This window comes from Comamonas testosteroni ATCC 11996, assembly GCF_000241525.1.
In the GTDB taxonomy this organism is placed as follows: Bacteria; Pseudomonadota; Gammaproteobacteria; order Burkholderiales; family Burkholderiaceae_C; genus Comamonas; species Comamonas testosteroni.
On sequence record NZ_AHIL01000029.1, the window covers coordinates 374,506 to 401,452 of the forward strand.

The window sequence follows — 26,947 nt, forward strand, 5'->3', positions numbered from 1 at the left end:
TAAAAACACATTGAAAATCAATCAAGGCAAGCGTTAGAAGCTATGAATTTAGCAAAACTCAGGTCAACCAGGATGCGCCTGAGAGTGAGTCTCTTGCTTGAACCTGCTTTGCGCAAGCCATGTCTAGCCAGCAAAGGCGCGCAGATACACGGGTCTGACGCCCTGGCGTGCCATATCGTCGCGCGTAGCAGCCTGCTGCACCCGCATGACGTAGAGCTTGCCGGGCAGCTCCAGACCGTCGTGAATCTGCGCCCCCAGCGCGTCGCCTTCCTCCTCTCCCAGCCCGTCCATCTCGGCCAGCAGCAAAAAGACGGGCCGGCTGCGAATGGTGTCCAGCTGCTTGCGCACCAGCCAGGCCTGGGATACCGCTCGGAAATTGCGCAGCTCGGCCGCGACCTCTGAAATCTCGAAATCCGTCAGTCCATGCGCCAGCAGAGCATTCAGCAAAGGCGTCTGCATCAGCTCTTCGGAAAACCGGTCTTCCAGCTCGCTGGTCTGTCTGACCCGCTCGCGCCACAGCTTGAGCGCCTGGACCGACTCGCCCTCCACCCCTATCTGCTGACGGGACTCCAGCAGTTCCACCGCAAAATTGGCGGCCCACCAGCGATATTCCACATGCAGATCGAACAGGCGCTCCAGCATGTCAAGCTGCACATCGCCCATGTCCGGCGGCAACACGTCAACCATGCCTGCAAGCGCCTTGGCGTTGTCGGGTTCGCGGCGCAGCACCTCCTGATACAGCGCTCTGACTTCGGCATGGGGGTCCAGCCTCAGCATGAGCTTCACGCGCAGCAGCAGGTCGGCCACGGACTGGTGGCCCTCGCCGCCGAGCTGAGCCAGCATGCGCTCGCTGCGCGCCAGGCGGGCGTGATGCTCCTTCCAGGCGCTGGCGTTTTCCAGGCACCACTGCTTGTCAAAGCTCTTGAGCCATTCGCCGAGCTTGCGCGGGTTGAGCAAGGCCAGCGCACCGCCCGCCGACCATTGCTGCGGCAGTTGAGGGCGCTCGCCTATCAGCGCATCCACGCGCTCCCTGAGCACCGGGTGGGTATCTTCCAGGCCGGACTTGAGGCGCAGGCTGGCCTTGAGCGCCTGGCGCGCAAACGCCGGCTTGACGGGCTGCGCCAGCCAGTACTTCATGGCGCTGTACGGCCCCATGGGCACTGCCTGCTTGCGAGCCGAGCGCCAGTGCAGCGGCCAGAATTTCTGCTGAAACCATTGCTGGCGCAGGTCGATCTCCACCAGCGCATCGGCCATGACGGCCTGGCCCAGCAGGCCGGCTGCGGCCTTGTCGGCCTCGTATTCGTCCTGGCGCGCCATCGCAAAGGTCCTGGCCAGAAAGCGCGGGAAATACCAGTGCAGGAACCTGCGCGTGACAAACGAGGCCACGCCGGAGTCACCCTGCATGCCTTCGTACAGCCGGGTCCAGCTCAGCCGCGTGCGGTAGACCCATGCGCCGAACTTGCCATGCCCGCCGCGCAGATGGCCGTATTCATGGGCCAGCACGGCCAGCAAACGGTTTCTGTCCTGCGCCATCATCAGCGGCAAGCCCAGACTCAGCTCATTGCGCACGCCACCCACCACACCCCAGCGCGGCACCTGGCGAATGCTGGCATTGAAGTCCCGGGTCAGATAAACGGCATCGATCCCGGGGCCTGCCATCTTGCGGCGAATGCGCTCCAGTGCCTCGAACAGGGCCGGGGCGTCCTCGGGCATCAGAACAATGCCCTCGGCCTTGTCCACCTTGAACCACAGCGCGCGCAGGCTGTTCCAGAACAGGCTCAGGCTGGCAATGGCCGTCATGATCCAGACAAAGCGCCACTGCCCGGCCAGCAGATGCGAGCCGGCCCAGAACAGCAGGCACAGCGCCAGAGCCAGACAACCCAGCACCCAGGCATAGCCCAGTGCGGCAAACAAGGCCACGCTGCGCCTATATGCATGACTGTTTTCGGCGCTGGCAAGCTCGCTGACGCGAACCAGATGCACATAATCTGCCTGTTCCATGGCGCAGCCCTGCCTCCCCGATTGAATACTTTGGCAGGATTTTCACACGCCGCCAGGCTCCAACCCCTTCACAGCCCTCACCGTTTCAGCATCTTCATGAGCAACTCCGAACTTCCCCCGTTGATCACCACCACGCCCGGTCTGTACGAGCATTACAAAGGCATGCGCTACGAGGTGGTGGGCACCGTGCGCCACAGCGAAACACTGGAGCCCATGACGCTGTACCGCGCCCTGTACGGCGAACACGGTCTGTGGGTGCGCCCTGCCGCCATGTTCAACGAGACCGTGGTGATTGATGGCGTGGAGCAGCCACGCTTTCGCCGCTTGCCCGCAGAGCAGCAGAAATCCGAATGAAAACAAGCTGCAGCGCTTATGCATCAAGCGCTGACAGCGATCAAGCCAGCATCAACCCTTGAGCAGATTGAGCACCGCGCGCGGGTAAATGATGTGCTCCTGCACCAGCACCCGTGCCGCCAGCAGCTCGGCCGTGTCACCAGGCAGCACGGGCACGGCAGCCTGATCGAGGATGGGGCCCACGTCGAGCTCGGCCGTCACGCGGTGCACGGTGCAGCCCGCAAACTTGCAGCCCGCATCGATCGCTCGCTGATGGGTGTGCAGGCCGGTGAAGGCCGGCAGCAGCGAGGGATGGATGTTGATCAGCCGGCCCTCATAGTGCGCAACAAATCCCGGCGTGAGAATGCGCATGAAACCAGCCAGCACCACCAGATCGGGCGCATGGCGATCGATGACCTGCGCCAGCTCGGCATCAAAGGCCTCGCGGCTGTCGAACTGCTTGTGATCCAGCACCTCGGTGGCAATGCCGTTGTCCCGCGCGAACACCAGGCCCTTGGCCTCGGCCTTGTTGCTCACCACGGCGCTCACGCGGGCGTTGTACTGCTTTGCCCAGTTCTGCTGCTGGGATGCACGCACAATGGCAGCCATGTTCGAGCCGCCGCCCGAGATGAGGATCACGATGTTTTTCATGGGCGGCGATTGTCGCATTGACGGACAAACCCTATCGGGTTTGCACCAGTTCCTGTGCGCAGCCCTAAGACTTTAGAGGAGATCCCATGCCGTTTGACCCACGCAATACCCCTTTGAGCGCCATCGAAGCCCGCGTTCTGGCCACGCTGATGGAAAAGGCCCGCACCGTGCCCGACAGCTATCCGCTCACGCTCAACAGCCTGGTCACGGGCTGCAACCAGAAGTCCAGCCGCGACCCGGTGATGGAGGTCAGCGAGGGTGAAGCCCAGGAGGCTCTGGACAGCCTGCGCCTCAAGACCCTGTCGGTGCAGATCAGCAGCGTGCGCTCCACACGCTGGGAGCACAACTTCCCGCGCGGCATTGGCGTGCCTGACCAATCTGCAGTGCTGCTGGCCCTGCTGATGCTGCGCGGCCCTCAGACCGCTGGCGAACTGCGCATCAACTCCGAGCGCTGGCACCGCTTTGCCGATATCTCCTCGGTCGAAGCCTTTCTCGACGAACTGCGCGAACGCAGCGAGGAAAAAGGCGGCCCGCTGGTCGTGCAGTTGCCGCGCGCACCCGGTGCCCGCGAACAGCGCTGGGCCCACCTGCTTTGCGGCCCGGTGGATGTCAACGCCCTGGCAAGCACCGGCAGCGCCAGCACAGGCGGCAATGCATTGGCCCTGCAGCAGCGTGTGGATGCGCTCGAAGCCGAAGTCGCCCAACTGCGCGCCACCGTGCAGATGCTGTGCGAATCGCTGGGCGTGGAACCGCCTGCTGCCCAGGCTGAATAAATCCAGACAGAAACTGATAGCTGCCGGCGTTTATCCAATAAGCGCTGGCGGCCTGTTTCACTACAAACGACCCGCCAGTACCCAAAACTGGCGCACACCAAGCAAGGGAAAGCAGGCAGGCGCAGCCTGCTCAGGGGATGCTCATCCCTGGGGTTTCCCACCATTTGTCGCAACCCGGACAGCCAGAAAAAGAACGTGCGTGCTACAAATCTCCAGCATTTGCAGGAGACAACGCATGGACTTGGCATTCACACCTGAAGAACAGGCTTTTCGCGAAGAGATCCGCAGCTGGGTGCGGGCAAATCTGCCTGAGGATATTGCGCACAAGGTGCGCAATGATCTGCACCTGACGCGCGACGACATGCAGCGCTGGGCCAAGATTCTGGGCAAAAAAGGCTGGCTCGGCTACGGCTGGCCCAAGGAATTCGGCGGCCCCGGCTGGAGCGCCGTACAAAAGCATCTGTTCGAGGAAGAATGCGCACTTGCCGGCACGCCGCGCATCGTGCCCTTCGGCCCCGTGATGGTGGCGCCGGTGATCATGGCCTATGGCACGCCGGAACAGCACCGGCGCTTTCTGCCCGGCATCGCCAGCGGCGAAGTCTGGTGGAGCCAGGGCTATTCCGAACCAGGCTCGGGCTCGGACCTGGCCAGCGTCAAGACCCGCGCCGAACGCGTGGGTGACAAATACATCGTCAACGGCCAGAAGACCTGGACCACGCTGGGCCAGTACGGCGAGTGGATCTTCTGCCTGGTGCGCACCAGCAACGAGGGCAAGCCCCAGACCGGCATCAGCTTCCTGCTGGTCGACATGAAGTCGCCCGGCGTGACCGTGCGCCCCATCAAGCTGCTGGACGGCTCGCACGAGGTCAACGAGGTCTTTTTCGACAATGTGCAAGTGCCTGCCGACCAGCTGATTGGCGAGGAAAACAAGGGCTGGACCTATGCCAAGCATCTGCTCAGCCACGAGCGCACGAATATCGCCGATGTGAACCGTGCCAAACGCGAGCTGGAGCGCCTCAAGCGCATCGCCAAGACTGAAGGCGTCTGGGAAGACCAGCGCTTCCGTGATCAGATCGCCCTGCTGGAGATCGATGTGATCGCGCTGGAAATGCTGGTGCTGCGCGTGCTCTCGGCCATGAAATCGGGCAAGAACCCGCTGGACATCGCCGGCCTGCTCAAGATCAAGGGCAGCGAGATCCAGCAGCGCTACTCCGAACTGATGATGCTGGCCGCAGGCCCCTATGCCCTGCCCTATATCCAGGAAGCCATGGAAGCCGGCTACCAGGGCGACTTTCCCGGCGACGTGCTGGGCAATGCACCGCTGGCCGCGACCTACTTCAATATGCGCAAGACCACCATCTATGGCGGCTCCAACGAGGTGCAGCGAAACATCGTCGCCCAAACCGTGCTGGGCTGATTCAGAAGCAGTGAAGGCGACGATGTTTCGCTTGCGCGAATTCGTTCTGCTCCCCCGTGCCCCCTCCGGGAGGGGGTTCTAGATTGAGCTTCGCTGGGCTGGTTTGGCGCTTCGCGCCAATTGCGGCCCGGTGGCAGGAGACAAATATGGATTTCGATTTTTCCGACGATCAGCAACAACTGCGCGATGCCGTGGCCCGCTGGGTGGACAAGGGCTATACCTTCGAGCGACGCCAGAGCATTGCCAAACAAGGCGGCTTCTCGCGCGAGGTCTGGAACGAGCTGGCCGAGCTGGGCCTGACAGCCCTCACTGTGCCCGAGCAATATGGCGGCCTGGGCCAGGGCGCGGTCGATGTGATGGTGGTCATGGAGGAGCTGGGCCGCGGTCTGGTGATGGAGCCGTTGACCCAGGCCTTCGTAGCCTCCGCCCTGCTCGGACAGTTCGGCGACGAGACCATCAAGCAAGCCTGGCTGCCCCGTATCGCCAGCGGTGAAAAGCTGGTGGTGCTCGCATCGCAGGAGCGCAAGGCGCGCTACCAGATTGATGTTTGCGCGGCAAAGGCGTCAAAGTCTGGCGATGGATATACGGTAGACGCTACGAAAAACATTGTTCCTGCGGGCGACCAGGCCGACGCCTTCATCGTGCCGGCCCAGCTCGACGGCAAGATTGCACTCTTCCTCGTCGAGAACGGCCGCGAGGGCGTGAGCAGCAAACCCTATGCCACCCAGGACGAAGGGCGCGCGGCCGATCTGGTCTGCCGGTCAGCAGCGGCTACCCTGATCACCACCAACGGCGTGGCGGCCCTCGGCCTGGCCCAGGATGTGGCCAATGCCGCTCTTTGCGCCGAAGGCGTGGGCGTGATGGAGCAGACGCTCAAGCTCACCACCGAGTACATGAACCAGCGCAAGCAGTTCGGCGTGGTGATCTCCAGCTTCCAGGCCCTGCGTCACCGCGTAGCCGATATGAAGATGCAGCTGGAGCTGGCCCGCTCCATGAGTTACTACGGCACGCTCAAGCTGGTGGCGCCTGCCGAAGAGCGCCATGTCGCCATCGCCCGCGCCAAGGTGCAGCTGGGCCAGTCCATGCGTTATGTGGGCCAGCAGGCCGTACAGCTGCATGGCGGCATCGGCGTGACGGACGAGTATGTGGGCAGCCACTACTTCAAGCGCCTGACCCAGATGGAGATGACGGGTGGCGACACCCTGCATCACCTGGGCACGGTATCGACCCATATGCAGGACAGCGCCGGCGTCTTTGCCTGAAAGCCTGCTTCAACATTCATCAAAATCACGGCAACTGCATTCAACCTAAAACTAAAAGTCAACAGCACGCTTCGGCGTGCTGTTTTGCTTCCTGCATGCGCTATGGACCCTGCCGCTCTTCCTATGATTCTTGCGCCATTCACAAGAATCAAAGGAGACATGCATGAGCAAGCAAGACAGCGAAAAGTATCTGCTGGAGTCCATCCGCCTGGCCATGGGCAATGTCAAGGGCCGCGAATCCGCGACCTGGCCCTTCGGCGCCGTGCTGGTGCGTGACGGCAAGGTCCTGGCGCGCGCCGTCAACCAGGTCGATGATCTGTGCGATCCCACGGCCCACGCCGAGATGCAGGCCCTGCGCATTGCCGCCAAGGCCCTGGGCAGCACGGATCTGTCCGGCTCGGTCATGTATGCCAGCGGCTATCCCTGCTCCATGTGCCACACCGCCATGCTGCTGGCCGGCGTGAAACAGGTGTACTTCGCCTACTCCAATGAAGACGGCGAGCCCTACGATCTGTCGGCTGCGCGCGGCTATGAGGAACTGGCCCGCCCCGCAGGCCGGCGCGAGCTGGCCGTCGTCGGCCACCGCGTGCGCGATGCCGGCGAGGACCTGTACCAGGCCTGGCAAAAGGCCGTGGACGAAGATCGCGCCACGGTCTAGCCAGCACTGGTGTCTGCCGCCATCAAGAACAAAGCCCTGAATGAGGAGTTCAGGGCTTTCGCATTGTGGAGAGCCTCAGGTCAGCAGATAGTCCACCGGCTTGAGCGGCGCTGGAACCTGGGGGTCGCCCAGCGACTGGCTGAGGCTGATCTCTATGCTGCGGCAGATGCTGTCCAGCGCCAGGTCGTTGCTTTCCATGCCGAATGGCTCTTCCAGCTCGTCACCCAGCACATCGAGGCCATAGAAGGTATAGGCCACGATGGCCACGACAAACGGCGTCATGAAGCCCGTGATGTCCACCAGGCCGAACGGCAGCAAAAAGCAGTACAGATGGGCCGTGCGGTGCAGCAGCAAGGTGTAGGAAAACGGAATCGGCGTATTGCGGATGCGCTCGCAGGAGGCAGCGGCCGTCGTGAAGCCATTGAGGGTGCGGTCCAGCTCCACGGCCAGACAGGGGTCTATGCGCTGCTCGCGCACGCACTGACCCAGATCCTTGCCCATGGCCAGCATCAGCGCATCGGTGCGCTGATTCAGCGGCAGCTGCTGCAGGCGCTGCCACTCGGCATGGGTCAACCATTGCTGGGCAGCCACATCGTCCTTGAGGCCGCGCAGCTGGGCCCGCAGCACATGAGAAAAAGCCACGGCCCGATGCACCATGCGCACCCGCACATCGTTGGCCCGCTGGCGCGGGTCTACGGGGTGATTGAGCTCGATCAGGCTCAGGCACTGGCGCGCCAGCGTGCGTGCATAGATCACGATCTCGCCCCAGAGCTTGCGTCCCTCCCAGTAGCGCGCATATGCGGTGTTGTTGCGAAAGCCCAGAAAAATCGCCAGCGGCAGACCGATCAGGGTGAACGGAATCGGCGTGATGGGGATCTTGGTGTGGAACAGCGTGCCATGCGCCACGGTGACGATGATGGCCAGCACGATATTGACGGCAAGCACACCTTTGATGCGTTGCAGCACCGAGCCCCGGACAATCCACAGCAGCTTGAAGCCCGACGGGCGATCTCTGACGATCATGAAAACGAGAAATGAGGTCTAAACCCGAATTCAATCACAAGCATGCGGGGATTTCAGCCGGCGCCGAGAACTCCCACTGCGGCAGTAGGCAGCCCGTGCCGCGCCAGCACGGCACATGCGGCATCTGCTGCACATGGGCAGCGAGCCCCGACAGACGGTGCCAGGCGGCCAGCCAGCATAAGAAAAGCCCCGCATTGCAAGGCTTGGACCGCGCTGGAGGGCTCAGGCTGCTTGCAGGCTGGCGGCGCTCACGCGCTGCGCCAGGCGCAGTCGGCTGATGAAACCGATCTGGCGCAGGGCTTCGGCGAACTCCTGCTCGGTGCCGCGCTCGGCGCGCGAGGCCAGCTCGGCAAACAGGCCGGCGCGCGTGTAGTGGCGCACGCAGGCGATGAAGGGAAAGCCATGGCGCTTGCGATAGGTGTCGTTGAGCAAGGCCAGGCGCTCGCCTTGAGCCTGCTCCAGATCACCCAGTCCCGCGCTTTGCTGCTCCTGCTGGGAGTCAACGGTCAGCGTGCCGGAGCGCACGGCACTGGCCGACAGCTCGGGGTGGCCACAGAGAAAGCGCAGGGTCTGCTCGCGCGGGCTGTCATGCACGGCCGCCAGCATGGCCTGGTGCAGTGCATCCAGGCTGGCGAAGGGGCGCTGCTGCGCCGCCGCCTCGGCCACCCAGGGGGCGTATTCGAAAACCTCGCCGAGCGCAGCCGCAAAGGCTGCGTGGGTCATGACGTTGAGCTCGTCGAGCGTGGGGATGGAGGAGGTAGTGGTACTGGTCATGAGGCCAGTGTAGAAAGCGCGTTTGCCGCCTCACAGTGCTGGCTTGTTATAGCCCGTATAGCAGCCGGCTACGTCGACGCCGTCAGCACCTGCGAGGCCTGATTGAGCAGAGCCCGCAGCCAGATATGGGAGGCATCCCGGTGCCGGGACGAATGCCAGAGCTGGTAGAAGCGCATGACACGGTTGCCCATGGGCAGAGGCACCATGGCCAGCGGCAGCCGCCTGGCGTGATAGGCCGCGAAATGGCGGCTGGTGGTCAGCAGCAGGTCGGTGCCCACCAGCAGGTCCGGCGCCATCGAGAAATGCGAGCATTGCACGCGGCCGTCACGGCTCACCCGCATGGTGCCCAGACTGCTCTCCACCACGCCGCGCTGATCGGGCGAGTAAGGCGTGAACACCACATGCGCAGCCTGCAAATAGTGCTCGGCCGTCAGTCGGCCCGGCCCGGCCAAGGCATGCTTTTCATCGAGCAGGCAGACCACCTCGTCCTCTAGCAGCGTGGACATGTGCAAATGCTCGGGCGGGCTCGGCCAGTTGCCGATGACGATATCCACCTCGCCGCTTTGCAGGGCCTGCTCGTAGTCGAAGTTCTGGCCCAGCGGCAGCAGGACCAGCCTCGCGCCCGGCGCCTGAGCACGCATGAGCTGGACCACGCGCGCCATGAAGGGCGGTGCCAGGTAGTCGGGCATGGCGATGGTGAAGCGCAGCTGGGTGGTCTCGGCCACAAATTCCTTGCCGACGCTCAGCAGACCGTCGATCAGCCCCAGCGCCGCACGTGCCTGCTCCACCGCCTGAAGCGCGCGCGCCGTCGGCACCATGCGATTCTTGTCCCGCACCAGCAGCGGGTCGTTGAAGATGGCCCGCAAACGCCTCAGCGCCGCGCTGATGGCCGGCTGTGACTGATTGAGGCGTATTGCCGCGCGCGACACGCTTTTCTCGCTGATCAAGGTGCACAGCACGCGCAGCAAATAGGTATCGAACGGTTCTTCGCTGCGAGACACGTGTTTTCCCTAGAGATATGCATTTTGCTATGCGGCTCATAGCAGGCGCTTAGTTTCGCATATCGCCACAAGTCGCGACCATGCAAGTGTCCGCAAACCCAACAACAAATTTCCGAGACAAGGACTTGCCATGAGTGCTCATCATGTGCCGATCAGCGGCACCGGTGCTTCCGTCGATCAGGTCGACGCCACCTATTCCAAGATTTCCTGGCGCCTGCTGCCCTTTCTGGGCGTGCTGTGGGTGCTGGCCTGGCTGGACCGCGTCAACATCGGCTTCGCCAAGCTGCAGATGCTCGACGACCTGAAATTCAGCGAAGCCGTCTACGGCCTGGGCGCCGGCATCTTCTTCATCGGCTACTTCCTGTTCGAAGTGCCGTCCAACATGCTGCTGCAGAAGATAGGCGCCAAGAAGACGGTGATGCGCATCACCATAGGCTGGGGGCTGATCTGCATCTTGCAGGCCTGGGTGACGACACCGACCCAGTTCTATATCCTGCGCTTTCTGATGGGCGTTTTCGAGGCCGGTTTCTACCCCGGCATCATCCTCTACCTGACCTACTGGTATCCGTCCAAGCGCCGCGCCAAGGCCTTCGGCACCTTCATGTCGGCCTCGGCCATCGCCGGCGTCATCGGCGGCCCGCTGGCCGGCGGCATCATGACCTGGGCCGCAGGCGCGCACGGCATGCACGGCTGGCAGTGGCTGTTCATCATCGAAGGCATCCCCTCGGTGCTGGCCGGCATCTTTGCCTACTTCTACATGACCGACCGTCCCGAGCAAGCCAAGTGGCTCACCGACACGGACCGCGCCGTCGTGCGCCAGCAGCTCGAGATCGACCAGAAGGCCCAGGGCGAGCGCCACAGCGACTGGCGCACCCTGTTCGGCAACCCCATGGTGTGGCTGCTGATCGCCGTGTTCTTCTGCCTGCTGTGCGCCAATTCCACGCTGACCTTCTGGATTCCCACGGTGATTCGCGAAGCGGGCTTCACCTCGCCCATGCAGGTGGGCTGGATCGCCGGTGCCGCCTATCTGCTGGGCGCGGCCGGCATGATCATCAACGGTCGCCACTCCGACCACCGTGGCGAGGTGCGCTGGCACTTCGCGGGCTCGACCCTGCTGGGCGCCGTGGGCATGCTGGCCCTGGCCGTCACCATGGGCATGGACAGCATCCCCGTGATCGTGGCGCTGACTGCCATGGTCCTGGCACTGGTGGGCACCATGAGCGCGATTCCCGTCTTCTGGCAGATGCCCAATATGCTGCTCAGCGGCGGCGCCGCTGCCGTGGGCGTGGCGCTGATCAACTCGGTGGCCAATCTGGCCGGCTTCGGCGCCCCTTATCTGATGGGCGTGATCAAGGCCACCACCGGCAAGGTCGCTCCGGGCCTGTACCTGGTAGCCATCGTGGAAGCGCTGGCAGCCGTTCTCGCCATAGCCTTCGTCGCCCGCATCCAGCGCCGCAAGAACGCCTGAAGGAGTCACCCCGCATGCATCCCTCACCCACACTGACCCCGTCGCGCCGGCAGTTCGCGCTCTCGGGCCTCATGCTCGGCGCCTCGGCCCTGACGGGCACGCACGGCGCACTGGCCGCCGACACGCCCCTAGCAGCGCCGGCACAGGCCACCGGCCCCATCGTGCTGCATGGTGTCAGCCCGCGCCTGACCATGCATGCCGTGGACACCTTCCATGGTTCTGCGGCCACGGGCTTGCGCATCGACTTTTCGCGCTTCGACGGCGAAACCTATGTGCCGATACGCAGCTTTGTCGTGAATGCCAACGGCCGCGCCGACGAGCCGCTGCTGATCGACGACAGCTACCGCAGCGGCCGCTACGAAATGCTGCTGCACGTGGACGAGTACTTTGCTGCCAAGGGCGCCAGACTGCCGCGCCCGGCCTTTCTGTCCAAGGTGCCGGTGCGCTTGCAGATCGTGAACACGGCAGAGCGCATCCACTTGCCCATTCAGTTCGGCCCCTGGAGCTACACCTATTCGCGCGGCAGCTGAGCCTGCCTATCTGCGCTCTATCGCAACCCATCGAAAGACCACCATGGCAGGCATCAGCACCCATGTACTCAACCTCACCAACGGCCGCCCCATCGCCGGCATGCGGGTGGAACTCTATGACGTGGCGCAGACCCCCGCGCAGCGCCTGAACAGCACCCGCACCAATGCCGACGGCCGCACCGACGCCCCCATGCTGCCCGCCGCCGCGGCCCGCACCGGTGACTTCGAACTGCGCTTTTACACAGGCGAGCATTTCAAGGAGCCCACGGCGCTTTCGGAAGAAGTGCTGGTGCGCTTTTCCATCTTCGACGCGGCCCAGCACTACCACGTGCCCATGCTGTGCTCGCCGTGGTTCTTCAACACCTACCGCGGCAGCTGATTTTTTACCAAGGAGAACGACTCGATGAACAACGAAAACGACAGCGGAAAATACCTGCTTGAATCCATTCGCCTGGCCATGGGCAATGTCAAGGGCCGCCAGCAGCCCACCTGGCCCTTCGGCGCCGTGCTGGTCAGGGACGGTCAGGTACTGGCCCGCGCCGTCAATCAGGTCGATGAGCTCTGCGACCCTTCGGCCCACGCCGAGATGCAGGCTCTGCGCATAGGCGCCAAGGCCCAGGGCAGCACCGATCTGTCGGGGGCCGTCATGTATGCCAGCGGCTACCCCTGCTCCATGTGCTACACGGCCATGCTGCTGGCCGGCGTGAAGCAGGTGTACTTCGCCTACTCCAACGAGGACGGCGAGCCTTACGACCTCTCGGCCGCGCGCGGCTATGTGGAACTGGCCAAGCCCGAAGACCAGCGCGAGATGGCCCTGATCGGTCAGCGCGTGCGCGACACGGGCGAAGACCTCTACGAGGCCTGGCAAAAGGCCGTCTCCGCCACCGTCTGAACGCGTTTCCGTCCTCTTGCTCCTGCCCCGCGGCGCCAGCCCGGGGCTTTTTTTCGCCCTAGCTGCGCCAGCGTGATCCACGCGGCACATGGGCCACGAGAAACTCCATCTGATCGGCCAGAATGCGGCGGTTTCTCAGGATGAAATCCTCCCACAGCGTAGGCGTGTAGGGCGTATAGAGCAAAGGCATCCGGGCCTGCTCCGGCGTTCTGGCTCCCTTTCGGTGGTTGCAGGCGCGGCAGGCAGTGACCAGATTCATCCAGCTGTGTTGCCCGCCAGTACTCACGGGGACGATGTGCTCGCGCGTGAGATCGCTCTCATGGAACCGCCGCCCGCAATAGGCGCAGACGCAGCGGTCACGAGCAAAGAGCTTGCCATTGGTCAGACCTGGCAGCAGCTCATGCGGGTTGATGTTCGGCATGCCCTTGGTGCCGATGATGGAGTTGATGTGAATGACTGACTGCTTGCCGGTCACCGCATTGTGGCCACCGCGAAAGCAGGCGATTTCGACACCGGCTTCCCAGCGCACATCTTCTGCTGCGTAGTGCAGCGCCGCCTGCTCCAGCGTTACCCAGGACTGCGGCAGCCCCTGGGCTGTCAGCTTCAAGACTTTCACAACCAGCCTCCATACAGTCAAACATCGACCACGGAAAACGGACAAGCGTCTTGGCGCTTTTGAGCACAATCGCGCAGCCTGCACAGCTGCCTGATTTGAAGCAATATACTCTGAAACTATGTCAAATTGACGGCTTGTGTCGCATGCATCGGCGCCAGTTGCTACAAATAACAAAGCAGCCCATGAAGATTTTTCGCGGTATCAATCATCCCGGCCTGGCTCCGGCCTGCGCTGTGACTATTGGCAATTTTGATGGTGTACACCGGGGACATCAAGCCATGCTGGGCCTGCTCAAGGCCGAGGCGGCCCAGCGCGGCATTCCCAGCTGCGCCATGACCTTCGAGCCGCACCCGCGCGACTACTTTGCCAAGAAGCTGGGCAAGCCCGAGATGGCCCCGGCCCGCGTGGGCACGCTGCGCGACAAGCTCAGCCAGCTCGAAGTCTGCGGTGTCGATCAGGTCGTGATCCTGCCCTTCAACCAGGCTCTGGCCAGCCAGAGCCCCGAAGACTTCATTCAGGATGTGCTGATCTCGGGTCTGGGCGCCAAGTACGTGCTGGTGGGCGACGACTTCCGCTTTGGTGCCAAGCGCGCGGGCGACTACGCCATGCTGGACAACGCCGGCCAGGCCCTTGGCTTTGATGTGGCCCGCATGAACAGCTATGAAGTCCATGGCCTGCGCGTTTCCAGCACGGCCGTGCGCGAGGCGCTGGCTGCCGGCGACATGCAGCAGGCCGCCAAGCTGCTGGGCCACCCCTACCGCATCTCGGGTCATGTGGTTCATGGCCGCAAGCTGGGCCGCAAGCTGGCCGAATCCCAAAGCGGAGCCGAGGACGGCTTTCGCACGCTGAATCTGCGCTTCGACCACTGGAAGCCTGCCGCCAGCGGCATCTTTGCCGTGCTGGTGCACGGGCTGACGGACCAACCGCTGCAAGGCGTGGCCAACCTGGGCGTGCGCCCCTCGCTGGACCCCAACGACATCAACGGCGGCCGGGTGCTGCTGGAGACCCACTGTTTCGATTGGCCCGCCCGGCTGGGTGGAGAAGGTGCCTACGGTAAAATCATCCGCGTGGAACTTCTGCACAAACTGCACGACGAGCTGAAGTATGACAGTCTCGATGCCCTGACGGTCGGCATCGCCAAGGACTGCGATGACGCGCGCGCGTTTTTCGCCTCGGCCCACATACCGTCCCATACCTCGTCGCACACAGAGACTCGTCGCCAGACCACGCGCGACCGAATTTGACGCTCGCTGCTCGCACGTCCCAGGCGCAGCAGCGCACTGGCGCTCACCTCACCATTCACGCCCAGGCAGAACTGCCCGGGCATTGCATTGCTTTCAAGGTTTCCCATGTCTGATTCGAAGTCCAACAAGCCCGAAGCGTCCGCCTATCGCGCCACGCTGAACATGCCCGACACCCCCTTCCCCATGCGCGGCGACCTGCCCAAGCGCGAGCCCGCCTGGGCCAAGGAATGGGACGACAAGGGCATCTACAAGAAGCTGCGCGACGCCCGCAGCGGAGCGCCCAAGTTCATCTTGCACGACGGCCCTCCGTACGCCAACGGCAAGCTGCACATCGGCCATGCGGTGAACAAGATCCTCAAGGACATGATCGTCAAGAGCCGCCAGCTCGAAGGCTTCGACGCGCTCTACGCACCGGGCTGGGACTGCCACGGCCTGCCCATCGAGAACGCCATCGAGAAGCTGCATGGCCGCAATCTGCCGCGCGACGAGATGCAGGCCAAGAGCCGCGCCTTTGCCGCCGAGCAGATCGAGCAGCAGATGGTGGACTTCAAGCGCCTGGGCGTGCTCGGCGACTGGGATCACCCCTACAAGACCATGAACTACGCCAACGAGGCCGCCGAGCTGCGCGCCTTGAAGAAGGTGATGGAGCGTGGCTTTGTCTACCGCGGCCTCAAGCCCGTGTACTGGTGCTTTGACTGCGCCTCCTCGCTGGCCGAGTTCGAGATCGAATACGCCGACAAGCAAAGCCAGACGCTGGACGTGATGTTCCCCGCAGCCGAGCCGGCCAAACTGGCCGCAGCATTCGGCCTGGACAAGCTCGACAAAGAAGCCTTCATCGTCATCTGGACGACGACAGCCTGGACGATTCCTGCCAACCAGGCGCTCAACGTCAACCCCGACCTGGAATACAGCCTGGTGGACACCGAGCGCGGTCTGCTGATCGTGGCCTCCGCCCTGGTCGAGAAGTGCCTGGAGCGCTGGAAGCTGGAAGGCCGCGTGGTCGCCACCGCCAAGGGCGAAAAGCTCGACCACATGCCCTTCAAGCACCCGCTGGCCCATGTGGACAAGGGCTTTGACCGCATCTCGCCCGTGTACCTGGCCGAATACGCCACCGCCGACGACGGCACCGGCATCGTGCACTCGGCCCCTGCCTATGGCGTGGACGACTTCAACAGCTGCATGTCCAACGGCATGGACTACAAGCAGATCCTGAACCCCGTGCAGGGCAACGGCGTGTACGCGGCCGACCTGCCCATGTTCGGCGGCCAGCATATCTGGAAGGCCGTGCCCGTCATCCTCGACGCCCTGAAGGTCGCGGGCCGCCTGATGGACACCACCACCATCAGCCACAGCTATCCGCACTGCTGGCGCCACAAGACGCCCGTCATCTACCGCGCTGCCGCCCAGTGGTTCATCCGCATGGACGAAGGCGAAGGCGTGTTCACCGATCCCGCGCAAAAGCCCGAGAAGACCCTGCGCCAGATCGCTCTGGACGCCATCGAGCAGACCAACTTCTACCCGCAAAACGGTCAGGACCGCCTGCGCGCCATGATCGCCGGTCGTCCCGACTGGTGCATCTCGCGTCAGCGCAGCTGGGGCGTGCCCATCCCCTTCTTCCTGCATGTGGACACGGGCGCTCTGCACCCTCGCACCATGGAGATCATCGATCAGGCAGCGGCCATGATCGAGCAAGGCGGCATCGAGGCCTGGAGCCGCGTGAGCACCGAAGAGATCCTGGGTGCCGAGGAAGCCAAGCACTACACCAAGAGCACCGACATTCTGGAAGTCTGGTTCGACTCGGGCTCGACCTTCTGGCATGTGCTGCGCGGCACCCATCCCGAGCACCACCACGACAAGGGCCCCGAGGCCGATCTGTACCTCGAAGGCCACGACCAGCATCGCGGCTGGTTCCACAGCTCGCTGCTGCTGGCATCGGCCATCTTCGGCCGCGCGCCCTACCGCGGCCTGCTGACCCACGGCTTCACCGTGGACGGCCAGGGCAAGAAGATGTCCAAGTCGCTGGGCAACACCGTGGCCCCGCAGGATGTGTCGAGCAAGATGGGCGCGGAAATCATCCGCCTGTGGGTGGCCTCGACCGACTACTCGGGCGACCTGGGCATCGACGACAAGATCCTGGCCCGCGTGGTGGACGCCTATCGCCGCATCCGCAACACGCTGCGCTTCCTGCTGGCCAACACCAGCGACTTCGATGCGAGCAAGGACGCCGTGGCCTACGGCGAGATGCTGGAGATCGACCAGTTCGCGCTGGCCCGCTCGGCCCAGCTGCAGCAGGAGATCCTGGCCCACTACAAGGTCTACGAGTTCCACCCCGTGGTCGCCAAGATCCAGCTGTTCTGCTCCGAAGACCTGGGCGGCTTCTACCTGGACGTGCTCAAGGATCGTCTCTACACCAGCGCCCCCAAGAGCCTGGCACGCCGATCGGCCCAGACCGCGCTCTACCAGATCACCCAGGCGCTGCTGCGCTGGATGTCGCCCTTCCTGTCCTTCACGGCCGAAGAAGCCTGGAAGATCGTGGGTCACAGCGAATCTATCTTCCTGGAGAAGTTCACCGAGCTGCCCGCCGGCGACGAAGGCCTGCTGGCCAAGTGGACGCGCCTGTGCGAGATCCGCAACCTGGTCAACAAGGACATCGAAGTGGTGCGTACCACCGGCGCTGTGGGTTCCTCCCTGCAGGCCGAAGTCACGCTCACGGCCGAGCCCGAAGACCTGGCCCTGCTGCAAAGCCTCAAGGACGACCTGAAGTTCGTCTTCATCACCTCGGCAGCGACTGCCGTGGCCGGCGATGCCCTGACCACTACCGTGAAGGCCAGCGAGCACGCCAAGTGCGAGCGCTGCTGGCACTACCGTGAAGACGTGGGCGTGAACCCCGAGCACCCCTCGATCTGCGGCCGCTGCGACAGCAATCTGCACGGCACGGGCGAAGTTCGCACCAAGGCTTGATCTATCAAAAAGTGAGCTGCCAGCGCATGCTGGCAGCCATTTTCAGCATTAAATATTGCTGAAATCCTTTTGAAACAAGCGCTAACCGCTATCAAAAAACCTTAGCAAAGAGCTGCCATGAGCAACACCCAGACCTCCTCCGCAGGCCTTGGCCGTATCTGGCCCTGGCTGCTGTGGGCGCTTGTCATCATCGGCGTGGATCAGATCACCAAGCAGATGATTCTGAGCCACTACCAGTATGGGGACTGGACGCCCATCACCAGCTTCTTCAACATCGTGCGCGCGCACAACACGGGCGCTGCCTTCTCCTTTCTTGCAGGCGGCAGCGGCTGGCAGCGCTGGTTGTTCGTGGCCATTGGCGCGATTGCCACCGTGCTCATCGTCTGGCAGCTGCGCAAGCACCCTGGCGAGAAGATGTTCTGCCTGTCGCTGTCCAGCATTCTGGGCGGGGCCATCGGCAATGTGGTGGACCGCCTGCAGCACGGCTATGTGGTGGACTTTCTGGACTTCTACTGGGGCAGCAGCCATTTTCCGGCCTTCAACGTGGCCGACATGGCCATCACGCTGGGCGCCATACTGCTGATCCTGGATGAGCTCTTGCGCGCAAGACGCGCCAAGAACCAGAGCGTGTAAGCGCCAGCCGCTTTTCATCGGCAAGGCCCGCTGTCTCTCTAGCAGACAGCGGGCCTTGCTCATTGCGCCCCGCTCTGGCCGGATTCGGCCGACTCGTCGGGGGCTCGGCAGCATTTTCAGTGCATATCGCGCTGGATATGGCTGCCCGTGTAGACAAGGTGATGTGGCCCCGGACCACGGGCGAGCCAGCGTGATATGCGTCAGCCGCTCCTGCTCGGCCATCTGCTGCGCCTGCCGCTGATCGCTTCAAGCAATCTGCGCCGGCCCCGGCAGCGTTGAGGTGGGCGGTATGGACAGCAATGCCACCACCCATTGCCAGATGCGCTGCAGAGGCCTGGGCTGGCCGCGCCGCAAATGCCACAGCCGCCAAGGCTGCCAGCAGCATCAAAAGGAAGCCCACCGCAGCGGCGCCGGGCATGGCAGGAATCATGAACCCGCCTTTTCAATAGCATCGAACGCAATACAGATATACGAAAAACTCGGTCATCTCCGAAATCTCATCCGTAGAAACGATGTTTCTAATAATTCGTTTTTGTTCTATTGTGTTCCTTATTCCGCACTTATTTGTGCGTGAAGAGTGAGTCATCCAGGCAGACCGACCTCACTCAGGGGTATATTAGGTCGCTCCTTCGCGGGCAGAACATGAAGCATTTATTGAATCTTTTAGCAGCCATTGCCCTGTTGATCTGGGGCTCTCAGATGGTTCGCACCGGCGTTCTGCAGGTCTTCGGCGCAAACCTGCGCAATATTCTTGCCCGCAGCATGAGCAACCGCTTGTCTGCGGCGCTTTCCGGCATGGGCGTCACAGCCCTGGTTCAGTCCAGCACTGCCACCTCGCTGATGACCTCGTCCTTTGTGGGCCAGGGTCTGATCACCCTGCCCTCGGCCCTTGCCGTGATGCGCGGTGCCGATGTGGGAACGGCCTTGATGGCCGTGCTTTTCTCCACCGACCTCTCCTGGCTGTCGCCGCTGTTCATCTTTGTCGGTGTGGTGCTCTATATCTCGCGCAAGGATTCCAAGCCCGGCCGTATCGGCCGCGTGCTCATCGGCCTGGGCCTGATGCTGCTGGCCCTGCGCCTGGTGGTGGAAGCCACCGAGCCCCTGCTGCAGGCCCCTGCCGTGCGCACCCTGCTGGCCTCGGTCAGCAGCGATCTGTTCATGGAGCTGCTGCTGGGCGCGGTACTGGCCGTGCTGGCCTACTCCAGCCTGGCCGTGGTGCTGCTGATTGCGGCCATGGCCAGCTCCGGTGCCATTCCGCTGGATGTGGCTCTGGGCCTGACCCTGGGCGCCAACCTGGGCAGCGGCCTGGTCGCGGCGCTCACCACCGCCAAATCGGCGGTGGAGGAGCGCCAGGTCACCATAGGCAATCTGCTGTTCAAGATCATGGGCGTGGCCATCGTCGCCCCCTTTATCGGACTGTGGTCGCAGTACGCCCAGCCCTATCTGCCCAACGCCGGCCAGAACGTGGTGATGTTCCATCTGGCGTTCAATGTCTTCAACAGCCTGTGCTTTATCGGTCTGACCCAGCTCGTGGCCCGCTGGGTGACGGCAATGCTGCCCAAGCCCGAGGAAGAAAGCGCGGCCAAGCTGCTACGCCCACGTCACCTGGATCCCTCGGCCCTGTCCACTCCTTCGCTGGCCATCACCTGTGCCGTGCGCGAGTCACTGCATCAGGCCGACGTGGTGGAGTCCATGCTGATCGGCCTGCAAAAAGTGGCCGAAACCGACGATGCCAAGCTCTCCGAGGAAGTGCGTCATCTGGAATCCACGGTGGACGACCTGTACTCGGCCATCAAGTACTACATGACCAAGATCTCGCGCGCCGAACTCGACGAGCGAGAAGGTCAGCGCTGGACGGAAATCATCAGCTTCACCATCAATATGGAGCAGATCGGCGACATCATCGAGCGCGTGCTGCTGGATCTGGAAGACAAGAAGATCAAGAAGGGCCGCCAGTTCTCGGCCGCCGGCAAGCTGGAGATTCACGAGCTGACCCAGCATCTGCTGGACAATCTGCGCCTGGCCATGAGCGTCTTTCTCAACGGCAATGTGCGCGAGGCGCAAAAGCTGCTCGAGGAAAAAGCGCGCTTTCGCGATCTGGAACTGGCCTATTCGGCCACCCACCTGGAGCGTCTGTCCCAGCACACGGTCTCCAGCATAGAGACCAGCTCTTTGCATATCGACATGATCAGCGACCTCAAACGCATCAACTCGCTGCTGTGCTCGGTGGCCTACCCGATTCTGGAACAGGCCGGAGCCCTGGCGCCCAGCCGGCTCAAGCCCACCGCACTGGAGAGCCAGCGCTAACTGCTCTGCCGCCCTACCAGCCCATGTAGGCGGCAAGCACCAAGGAGGCCTCGGGGGTGAAACGGCCCTGCAGCATCCAGCCCTGGACCTCGGTCAGCTCCAGCCGCTCGAAGCGCTGCACCTCGCCATCCTGATTCACAGGCTGCAGCGCATCGGGCACCAGGGCCGAGAACCAGTCTATGCGCTCGACCATATAACCCTGCCCCTCTGCTTCGTCGCTGGGCCTTGCAAAAATCACATTTCCGCCGTGCCGAAGCTCGCCGAGTTCCGCTACATGCAGACCGGCCTCCTCCCAGGTTTCACGCGCCAGCGCCTCGGCCAGACCATCTGCCGCCGAGACCATGCCGCCCATCAAGGTATCCCACATGCCGGGGTTGTTGGCCTTGTCCTGCGAGCGCTGCTGCACCCAGATCGAGCCATCCGCGCAGGCACCCACCAGATGCACGGCTCTGGTGGCGATGCCCAGTGGCCGCACGGCACCACGCTCGACGGTTGCCAGTTGCTGGCCTTGTGCATTGCAGACCGCCAGCTGTTCATTGCGCCACGCCCCTGCAAGGCCGGCACTGCGCATGGCCAGGGCCAGCCGGTTCAGATTCTCGGTCGCCCCGCCCTCTCCCGTCAGAAGCCATTGCCCTGCAACCGACTGCAAGTTGACCTCATGCACCGCCAGCAGTTCCTCCCCCAGCTTGCTAGCGAAGTCTTCCTCGATACTGCCGATCTGCTGATCATCAATGCACAGCGGCTGGCGCGGGCGCAGGGGCTGCCTGCTGGCCATGGCATGTTGTGCCTGCAGCCATTGCTGCTGGAGCGACGTGGTTTGCTTCTTCATGAAAAATCTCCCATGCACTGCATTGTGCTCAGCTTCTCAAAACGGGAAGGCTTGCATCACTATTGAGGACCGCCGGTTTGTCGGCAACAGCCGCGGCCCCAGGGTGCTGCAGGCCCAGAGGCCAGTTGCCGCGCGTTACAGTGACAACCCATGAATTCCCCCCTGAAACCCGCCACGGTCGCCATGCTCAGCCTGGCTCCGGCACTTTGGGCCGGCAATGCCATCGTGGGTCGCCTCGCTCATGATCTGATCTCGCCCTTTGCACTCAACTTCCTGCGCTGGTGCATCGCCTTTGTGCTGCTGCTGCCGCTGGCATGGCGGGTGCTGCGCAAAGACAGTCCGATCTGGCCGCTGTGGCGGCAGTACATGCTGCTGGGACTACTGGGCATAGGCTGCTACAACGCCTTGCTGTACCTGGCACTCAAGACCTCGACCCCGCTGAATGTGACGCTGGTGAGCTCCAGCATGCCCGTTTGGATGCTGACCATAGGCCGGCTGTGCTGGGGCATTCGCGTCAGCCGCCGGCAGATGGGCGGAGCCCTGCTGTCCGTGCTGGGCGTGGCGGTAGTGATGTCGCGCGGCGACTGGCAGACGCTGCTTGCCCTGCGCTTTGTGCCCGGCGACCTTTTCATGGTGCTGGCCACCATCGCCTGGGCCTTCTACACCTGGCTGCTGTCGCGCAGCAGCGGCCCTCAGGAAGTGAAATCGCACTGGGCCAGCTTCTTGCTCGCACAGATCGTTTTCGGTCTGCTGTGGTCCGGCCTTTTCACGGGCGGCGAAGCCTTGCTGGGCGAATTCCGCCTGGTGCCGGGCTGGCCGCTGCTCGGCAGCCTGCTGTTCATCGCCATAGGCCCGGCCATTCTGGCCTACCGCTTCTGGGGCATGGGCGTGCAGCGCGCCACGCCCGCCATTGCGGGCTTCTTCGGCAATCTGATTCCGCTGTTCACGGCCCTGCTGTCAATTCCCGTGCTCGGCGAAACCCCGCATCTCTATCACGCGCTTGCGTTTGCGCTGATCGTGACCGGCATCGTCGTGTCGTCCCGCAAATAAACGGCTGCCCCCTCCCGAGAAAAAAGCCCCGCATTGCGGGGCTTTGTCGTTTCAGCACTCGATCACGGATCAGTAAGTGCCGGGATACAGGCCGCCGTCGGGCAGGATGTTCTGTCCCGTCATATAGCCGGCCTGGCGGCTGCACAGGAAGGCACAGATGGCACCGAACTCTTCGGCCGTGCCAAAGCGCTTGGCAGGGATCTGGGCGGCCTGAGCCTGGCGCACGGCATCCAGGTCCTGACCGGTCTTGTTGGCCGCCGCCTGATGGGTTGCCACCAGACGGTCGGTGTCGAACTTGCCGGGCAGGATACTGTTGATGGTGACGCCCTTGGCGGCAATTCCCGAACGCGCCAGACCGGCCACAAAGCCCGTCAGACCGCTGCGCGCGCCGTTGGACAGGCCCAGAATGTCGATGGGTGCCTTGACCGCGCTGGAGGTGATGTTGACGATGCGACCGAAGCCACGCGCAGCCATGCCATCCACCGTGGCCTTGATCAGCTCGATAGGGGTCAGCATATTGGCGTCCACTGCCTTGATCCAGGCCTCACGATCCCAGGTGCGGAAGTCGCCGGGAGGCGGACCGCCGGCGTTGGTCACGACGATGTCGTAGTCCTTGCCCGGGCCGCCGGCGGCTTCGAACACTGCCGTGCGACCTTCTGGCGTGGTGATGTCTGCAGCGACACCGATGACCTTGACCTGAGGAGCAATGGCTTGCAGCTTCTGCACGGCCAGCTGCAATGCCTCGGCGTTTCTGGCGTTGATGACCAGATTCACACCCTCTTCGGCCAGGGCCTTGGCGCAGCCAAAACCCAAACCCTTGCTGGCGCCGCAGACCAGAGCCCAGCGCCCGGAGATACCAAAGTCCATGTCAGTGTCCTTTCACACAGTTTCCAAGCCGGGCAAGCTGCCCGACACTATCAAAATCCATAGCTGCCAGCGCTTTTTTCAAGCACCAGCAGTCAATTCAATGCTCAATGACTGCGACCATGAAACAGCTTGTGGTGCAGCCTGCGCAGCGACCACCAGACGCCCAGTGCCACGACCGGAATGGCCACGGCCGCCGTCGACTCGGGCGACCAGGGCCAGCCCAGCTTTTGCCCGCCCTTGGCCAGATAGCTGATCAAGCCGGTGATGTAGTAGGTGATGGCCGCCACCGACAGACCCTCCACCGTGGACTGCAGCTTGAGCTGGGTGCCCTGGCGGTCGTTCATCGTGCCCAGCAGTTGCTGGCTGCTTTGCTGCTGCTCGATCTCGACGCGCGTGCGCAGCAGGCTGCTGACACGGGAGACCCGCTCGGACAGCGCATTCTGACGGCGTGTCGCCCATTCGCAGGTGGCACGCGCAGGCGTGAGTCGCCGGTCCATGAATTCACGGATGGTCTGGATGCCGTCCACCCGCGTCTCCTGAATTTCCTGAATGCGCCTGTCCACCAGCTCGAAATAGGCGGAGCTGGCCGAGAAGCGCGAATGCGTGGCCGCATATTCGCTCTCCACCTGGCCGGCCAGCCGGGTCAGGCGGTCCAGCAGCGCCGGTTCGGTGTCGCGGTCGGCCGCGCGAATGGCATTGGCCAGCTCGGCCAGTTCACGCTCGGCCGTAGCCAGCACGGCTGCTGCCTTGCGTGCGGCGGGCAGGCCCAGCAGCGCCGCCATGCGATAGGTCTCGATCTCCAGCACGCGCTGCACCAGACGACCCAGGCGGCGCGGAGACAGGTCGGCGCCCGCCAGCAGCAGCATGCGCGAGAAACCATCGGGGTGAATCGCAAAGTCGGTATAGATGGCCCCCGCACCGCCGGAGACGCGCGAGCCGACCAAAGTATCGGCTTGCAGCATGTGGCGCATCAGATATTGCGGGTCCACATCCTGCTCGTTCAGCGCCCACAGATGCAGACTGCTCAGGCACTGCCCCGGCAGGGCGGCCAGCCAGTCGCGCGGAACGGCGTCGATGGCTGTCTCTGGCTCGCGTACATCAGCCACGCCGGCCTGCGCCATGGGTGTGGTGAAGGTCCAGGCCACGAACTCGGTGTGCTGCTCCCAACGCAGACGAAATGCACCCAGGTCGATCAGCACATGGGTGGTTGCCGCATCGGGCAAAGGGCGATGGTGGTTGCGCAGCAGGGCTGCCACATGCTCGCGGCTGGCTTCACGCTGGGCCGCATCGGTGAGCATCACGATATGGGTGATGGCCAGAGGGGCCTGCATGATTTCCGCAGGACGGGCATGAATTTCGTTGTGCAGCAAGACCCGCTGAGGGTGCTGCGCGGGCAATAAAGACAAGGCCATGCAATCTTTCGAATAACTGCAGCTATTTTGCCGCCCTAATCCATAGTCCCCGAAACAAAGGTCCTCATATAAAAAAAGCGGCCCCATAAGGGCCGCTTTAACGATGATCAGCGATCAGGTTGACGATCAGTCTTCCACGAAAGCTTCTTCACGCTTGTTCTTCACTGCAGGCATCAGCACGATCACCAGCAGCACCACGGCGGCAGCCAGCAGGCAGGCGGAGATGGGACGCGTCACGAAGACCGACCAGTCACCACGCGACAGCAGCAGGGCACGGCGCAGGTTTTCTTCCATCATCGGGCCCAGAATGAAGCCCAGCAGCAAAGGAGCAGGCTCGGTACCCAGCTTGTGGAACACATAGCCGATGAAACCGAAGATACCGACCATCCACACGTCCCATGCGTTGTTGTTGGTACCGTACACGCCGATCGCGCAGAACAGCACGATGGACGGGAACAGCCAGCGGTAAGGCACGGTCAGCAGCTTGATCCAGACGCCGATCAGCGGCAGGTTCAAGATGATCAGCATCAGGTTACCAATCCACATGGAGGCGATCAGACCCCAGAACAGTTCGGGGTTGCTGGTCATCACCTGAGGACCGGGCTGGATGTTGTGGATCGTCATGGCACCCACCATCAGCGCCATCACGGCGTTGGGAGGAATACCCAGGGTCAGCAGAGGAATGAACGATGTCTGCGAACCGGCGTTGTTGGCCGACTCGGGAGCGCACACGCCACGGATATTGCCTTGACCGAAAGGAACTTCGCCGGGCTTCAGCTTGGTCTTCTTTTCGATGGTGTAGGCAGCGAAGGCCGACAGCATGGCGCCGCCACCGGGCAAGATACCCAGGGCCGAACCCAGGGCCGTGCCGCGCAGCATGGCAGGAATCATGCGCTTGAAGTCTTCGCCTGTGGGCATCAGACCGGTCACCTTGGCGGCGAACACTTCGCGCTCGTCTTCAGGCTTGGACAGGTTGGCAATGATTTCGCCATAGCCGAACACACCCATGGCGATCACGACGAAGTCGATGCCGTCGGTCAGTTCAGGAATGTCGAAGCTGTAACGGGCCACGCCGGAGTTCACGTCGGTACCGACCATGCCCAGCAGCAGACCCAGCACGATCATGGCGATCGCCTTGAGCAGCGAGCCGGAAGCCAGCACCACGGCACCGATCAGACCCAGGGTCATCAGCGAGAAGTACTCGGCGGGGCCGAACTTGAAAGCGACTTCGGTCAGAGGAGGAGCGAAGGCAGCCAGGATGACGGTACCCACGCAACCAGCGAAGAAGGAGCCGATACCGGCCGCAGCCAACGCGGGGCCTGCTCGACCTTTTCGCGCCATCTGGTAGCCGTCGATCACCGTCACCACAGACGAGGATTCACCTGGCAGGTTCACCAAAATGGCAGTAGTGGAGCCGCCGTACTGGGCACCGTAGTAAATACCAGCCAGCATGATCAGCGCTGCCACGGGAGGCAGTGCGTAAGTGGCGGGCAGCAACATGGCGATGGTCGCCACAGGGCCGATACCTGGCAGCACACCGATCAGCGTACCGAGCAGACAGCCCACAAAGCAGTAGATCAGGTTCTGGAACGTGAAAGCCACGCCAAAACCCGTCGACAAGTTCTGAATCAGATCCATGGACGATGCTCCTGATTAGCCAGCGATGAAGCTAGGCCACACGGGGAACTGCAGATTCAGCGCCCACACGAAAGCGAAATAGCTACCGACCGCCAAAATGGTGGACAGGATGGCTGTTTCCTTGAAGTTGAAGGTCTGACCGGCCATGCTGGCAATGAAGACCAGAGCGTAGATCGCAATGATCAGGCCGAACTGGGGGATGCCCAGAGCCGGCACGCCCACCAACAGAATGCCGAAGGCAAAGTTGGCAGCCAGCACGAAGAACACCGGCTTCCAGGCCCACTTACCGATCTTGTCACCACCTTCGGGCCCCTTGGTCAGGCCGCCGACGCAGATGGCTGCACCCAGGATGGCCATGAGCACACCCAGAATCAGAGGGAAGTAACCTGGACCCATGCGGGCACCGGTGCCAATGGTGTAGTTGGATGCGCCGATCGCAAATGCGAGACCGACGACCAAGAACATCAGACCGGAGAAAAAGTCTTTTTGGCTCTTGATTTTCACAAAACGTCTCCTTACGGAAATCACGACTTGGCGATTCTCGTTTCATAGATATGCCAAATTGATGTGGATTCCACCTACAAAGGGCATACCCTAATGCCGACGT

At 62.9% G+C, this 26,947-nt stretch carries 25 protein-coding genes; 14 read left to right on the top strand and 11 right to left on the bottom strand.

Features of this window, described 5'->3' with window-relative positions:
• Positions 1-123: 123 nt before the first annotated feature.
• Entirely contained in the window at positions 124-2,001 is a 1,878-nt protein-coding gene (locus CTATCC11996_RS13215; protein WP_003076827.1) for a M48 family metallopeptidase, read from the bottom strand.
• 96 nt (positions 2,002-2,097) lie between these two features.
• Between CTATCC11996_RS13215 and CTATCC11996_RS13220 the strand changes: the two genes are divergently transcribed.
• Positions 2,098-2,355, top strand: a complete 258-nt coding sequence (locus CTATCC11996_RS13220) for a DUF1653 domain-containing protein (protein WP_034349034.1) — start codon at positions 2,098-2,100, stop codon at positions 2,353-2,355.
• A gap of 51 nt (positions 2,356-2,406) precedes the next feature.
• Here the strand turns inward: CTATCC11996_RS13220 and purN are convergent, their stop codons facing one another.
• The gene (gene purN / locus CTATCC11996_RS13225) at positions 2,407-2,985 is read right to left on the bottom strand and encodes a phosphoribosylglycinamide formyltransferase (protein ID WP_003076832.1); all 579 of its coding nucleotides are present in this window, start codon (positions 2,983-2,985) and stop codon (positions 2,407-2,409) included.
• A gap of 86 nt (positions 2,986-3,071) precedes the next feature.
• Here purN and CTATCC11996_RS13230 point away from each other — a divergent pair, with 86 nt between their 5' ends.
• The 4 genes from CTATCC11996_RS13230 to CTATCC11996_RS13245 all read left to right on the top strand — a co-directional run bounded on the left by CTATCC11996_RS13230 (position 3,072) and on the right by CTATCC11996_RS13245 (position 7,095).
• Positions 3,072-3,758 (top strand): YceH family protein, encoded by a 687-nt coding sequence (locus tag CTATCC11996_RS13230; protein ID WP_003076834.1) that lies wholly within the window; start codon positions 3,072-3,074, stop codon positions 3,756-3,758.
• Positions 3,759-3,993: 235 nt separating this feature from the next.
• Positions 3,994-5,175, top strand: coding sequence for an acyl-CoA dehydrogenase family protein (locus CTATCC11996_RS13235; protein WP_003076836.1), 1,182 nt, complete (start codon positions 3,994-3,996; stop codon positions 5,173-5,175).
• Between the two features lie 146 nt (positions 5,176-5,321).
• Entirely contained in the window at positions 5,322-6,437 is a 1,116-nt protein-coding gene (locus CTATCC11996_RS13240; protein WP_003076839.1) for an acyl-CoA dehydrogenase family protein, read from the top strand.
• A 163-nt stretch (positions 6,438-6,600) separates the two neighbouring features.
• The gene (locus CTATCC11996_RS13245; protein WP_003076841.1) at positions 6,601-7,095 is read left to right on the top strand and encodes a nucleoside deaminase; all 495 of its coding nucleotides are present in this window, start codon (positions 6,601-6,603) and stop codon (positions 7,093-7,095) included.
• A 75-nt stretch (positions 7,096-7,170) separates the two neighbouring features.
• Here the strand turns inward: CTATCC11996_RS13245 and CTATCC11996_RS13250 are convergent, their stop codons facing one another.
• From CTATCC11996_RS13250 to CTATCC11996_RS13260, 3 genes are all read right to left on the bottom strand, one after another.
• Complete coding sequence (locus CTATCC11996_RS13250) at positions 7,171-8,118, bottom strand: bestrophin family protein (protein ID WP_003076843.1); 948 nt, start codon at positions 8,116-8,118, stop codon at positions 7,171-7,173.
• A 222-nt stretch (positions 8,119-8,340) separates the two neighbouring features.
• The gene (gene uraD, locus CTATCC11996_RS13255; protein WP_003076845.1) at positions 8,341-8,892 is read right to left on the bottom strand and encodes a 2-oxo-4-hydroxy-4-carboxy-5-ureidoimidazoline decarboxylase; all 552 of its coding nucleotides are present in this window, start codon (positions 8,890-8,892) and stop codon (positions 8,341-8,343) included.
• Positions 8,893-8,960: 68 nt separating this feature from the next.
• Positions 8,961-9,893: a LysR family transcriptional regulator gene (locus CTATCC11996_RS13260; protein ID WP_003076847.1), complete on the bottom strand. Its 933-nt coding sequence runs from the start codon at positions 9,891-9,893 to the stop codon at positions 8,961-8,963.
• Positions 9,894-10,023: 130 nt separating this feature from the next.
• Between CTATCC11996_RS13260 and CTATCC11996_RS13265 the strand changes: the two genes are divergently transcribed.
• From CTATCC11996_RS13265 to CTATCC11996_RS13280, 4 genes are read left to right on the top strand one after another with little or no spacing between them, the layout of a single operon-like run.
• The gene (locus CTATCC11996_RS13265) at positions 10,024-11,361 is read left to right on the top strand and encodes an MFS transporter (protein ID WP_003076849.1); all 1,338 of its coding nucleotides are present in this window, start codon (positions 10,024-10,026) and stop codon (positions 11,359-11,361) included.
• Positions 11,362-11,375: 14 nt separating this feature from the next.
• On the top strand, positions 11,376-11,891 hold the full coding sequence (locus CTATCC11996_RS13270) for a hydroxyisourate hydrolase (protein ID WP_003076851.1): 516 nt from the start codon (positions 11,376-11,378) through the stop codon (positions 11,889-11,891).
• A 43-nt stretch (positions 11,892-11,934) separates the two neighbouring features.
• The gene (gene uraH / locus CTATCC11996_RS13275; RefSeq protein WP_003076853.1) at positions 11,935-12,270 is read left to right on the top strand and encodes a hydroxyisourate hydrolase; all 336 of its coding nucleotides are present in this window, start codon (positions 11,935-11,937) and stop codon (positions 12,268-12,270) included.
• 24 nt (positions 12,271-12,294) lie between these two features.
• Positions 12,295-12,783 carry a nucleoside deaminase gene (locus CTATCC11996_RS13280; RefSeq protein ID WP_003076855.1) on the top strand — a complete coding sequence of 163 codons (489 nt, stop codon included), beginning with the start codon at positions 12,295-12,297 and terminating at the stop codon, positions 12,781-12,783.
• Positions 12,784-12,841: 58 nt separating this feature from the next.
• Here the strand turns inward: CTATCC11996_RS13280 and CTATCC11996_RS13285 are convergent, their stop codons facing one another.
• Positions 12,842-13,399 carry an HNH endonuclease gene (locus CTATCC11996_RS13285; protein WP_003066139.1) on the bottom strand — a complete coding sequence of 186 codons (558 nt, stop codon included), beginning with the start codon at positions 13,397-13,399 and terminating at the stop codon, positions 12,842-12,844.
• A 182-nt stretch (positions 13,400-13,581) separates the two neighbouring features.
• Between CTATCC11996_RS13285 and CTATCC11996_RS13290 the strand changes: the two genes are divergently transcribed.
• The 4 genes from CTATCC11996_RS13290 to CTATCC11996_RS13305 all read left to right on the top strand — a co-directional run bounded on the left by CTATCC11996_RS13290 (position 13,582) and on the right by CTATCC11996_RS13305 (position 20,544).
• Positions 13,582-14,643 carry a bifunctional riboflavin kinase/FAD synthetase gene (locus CTATCC11996_RS13290; protein WP_003076857.1) on the top strand — a complete coding sequence of 354 codons (1,062 nt, stop codon included), beginning with the start codon at positions 13,582-13,584 and terminating at the stop codon, positions 14,641-14,643.
• 105 nt (positions 14,644-14,748) lie between these two features.
• Positions 14,749-17,604 (top strand): isoleucine--tRNA ligase, encoded by a 2,856-nt coding sequence (gene ileS, locus CTATCC11996_RS13295; RefSeq protein WP_003076859.1) that lies wholly within the window; start codon positions 14,749-14,751, stop codon positions 17,602-17,604.
• Between the two features lie 117 nt (positions 17,605-17,721).
• Positions 17,722-18,237 (top strand): signal peptidase II, encoded by a 516-nt coding sequence (lspA, locus tag CTATCC11996_RS13300; RefSeq protein ID WP_003076862.1) that lies wholly within the window; start codon positions 17,722-17,724, stop codon positions 18,235-18,237.
• A gap of 642 nt (positions 18,238-18,879) precedes the next feature.
• Positions 18,880-20,544: a Na/Pi cotransporter family protein gene (locus tag CTATCC11996_RS13305; protein WP_034349038.1), complete on the top strand. Its 1,665-nt coding sequence runs from the start codon at positions 18,880-18,882 to the stop codon at positions 20,542-20,544.
• Between the two features lie 13 nt (positions 20,545-20,557).
• Here CTATCC11996_RS13305 and CTATCC11996_RS13310 read toward each other — a convergent pair whose 3' ends face one another.
• Positions 20,558-21,373, bottom strand: a complete 816-nt coding sequence (locus tag CTATCC11996_RS13310) for an NUDIX hydrolase (RefSeq protein ID WP_003076874.1) — start codon at positions 21,371-21,373, stop codon at positions 20,558-20,560.
• Between the two features lie 150 nt (positions 21,374-21,523).
• Here CTATCC11996_RS13310 and CTATCC11996_RS13315 point away from each other — a divergent pair, with 150 nt between their 5' ends.
• Positions 21,524-22,423, top strand: coding sequence for a DMT family transporter (locus tag CTATCC11996_RS13315; protein ID WP_003076877.1), 900 nt, complete (start codon positions 21,524-21,526; stop codon positions 22,421-22,423).
• Positions 22,424-22,492: 69 nt separating this feature from the next.
• Here CTATCC11996_RS13315 and CTATCC11996_RS13320 read toward each other — a convergent pair whose 3' ends face one another.
• From CTATCC11996_RS13320 to CTATCC11996_RS13335, 4 genes are all read right to left on the bottom strand, one after another.
• Positions 22,493-23,290: an SDR family oxidoreductase gene (locus CTATCC11996_RS13320; protein WP_003076879.1), complete on the bottom strand. Its 798-nt coding sequence runs from the start codon at positions 23,288-23,290 to the stop codon at positions 22,493-22,495.
• Positions 23,291-23,394: 104 nt separating this feature from the next.
• Positions 23,395-24,702 carry a DUF3422 family protein gene (locus CTATCC11996_RS13325; protein ID WP_034349041.1) on the bottom strand — a complete coding sequence of 436 codons (1,308 nt, stop codon included), beginning with the start codon at positions 24,700-24,702 and terminating at the stop codon, positions 23,395-23,397.
• Positions 24,703-24,828: 126 nt separating this feature from the next.
• Positions 24,829-26,340 carry a tripartite tricarboxylate transporter permease gene (locus CTATCC11996_RS13330; RefSeq protein ID WP_003076883.1) on the bottom strand — a complete coding sequence of 504 codons (1,512 nt, stop codon included), beginning with the start codon at positions 26,338-26,340 and terminating at the stop codon, positions 24,829-24,831.
• Between the two features lie 15 nt (positions 26,341-26,355).
• Positions 26,356-26,844 carry a tripartite tricarboxylate transporter TctB family protein gene (locus CTATCC11996_RS13335; protein WP_003076887.1) on the bottom strand — a complete coding sequence of 163 codons (489 nt, stop codon included), beginning with the start codon at positions 26,842-26,844 and terminating at the stop codon, positions 26,356-26,358.
• Positions 26,845-26,947: the final 103 nt, after the last annotated feature.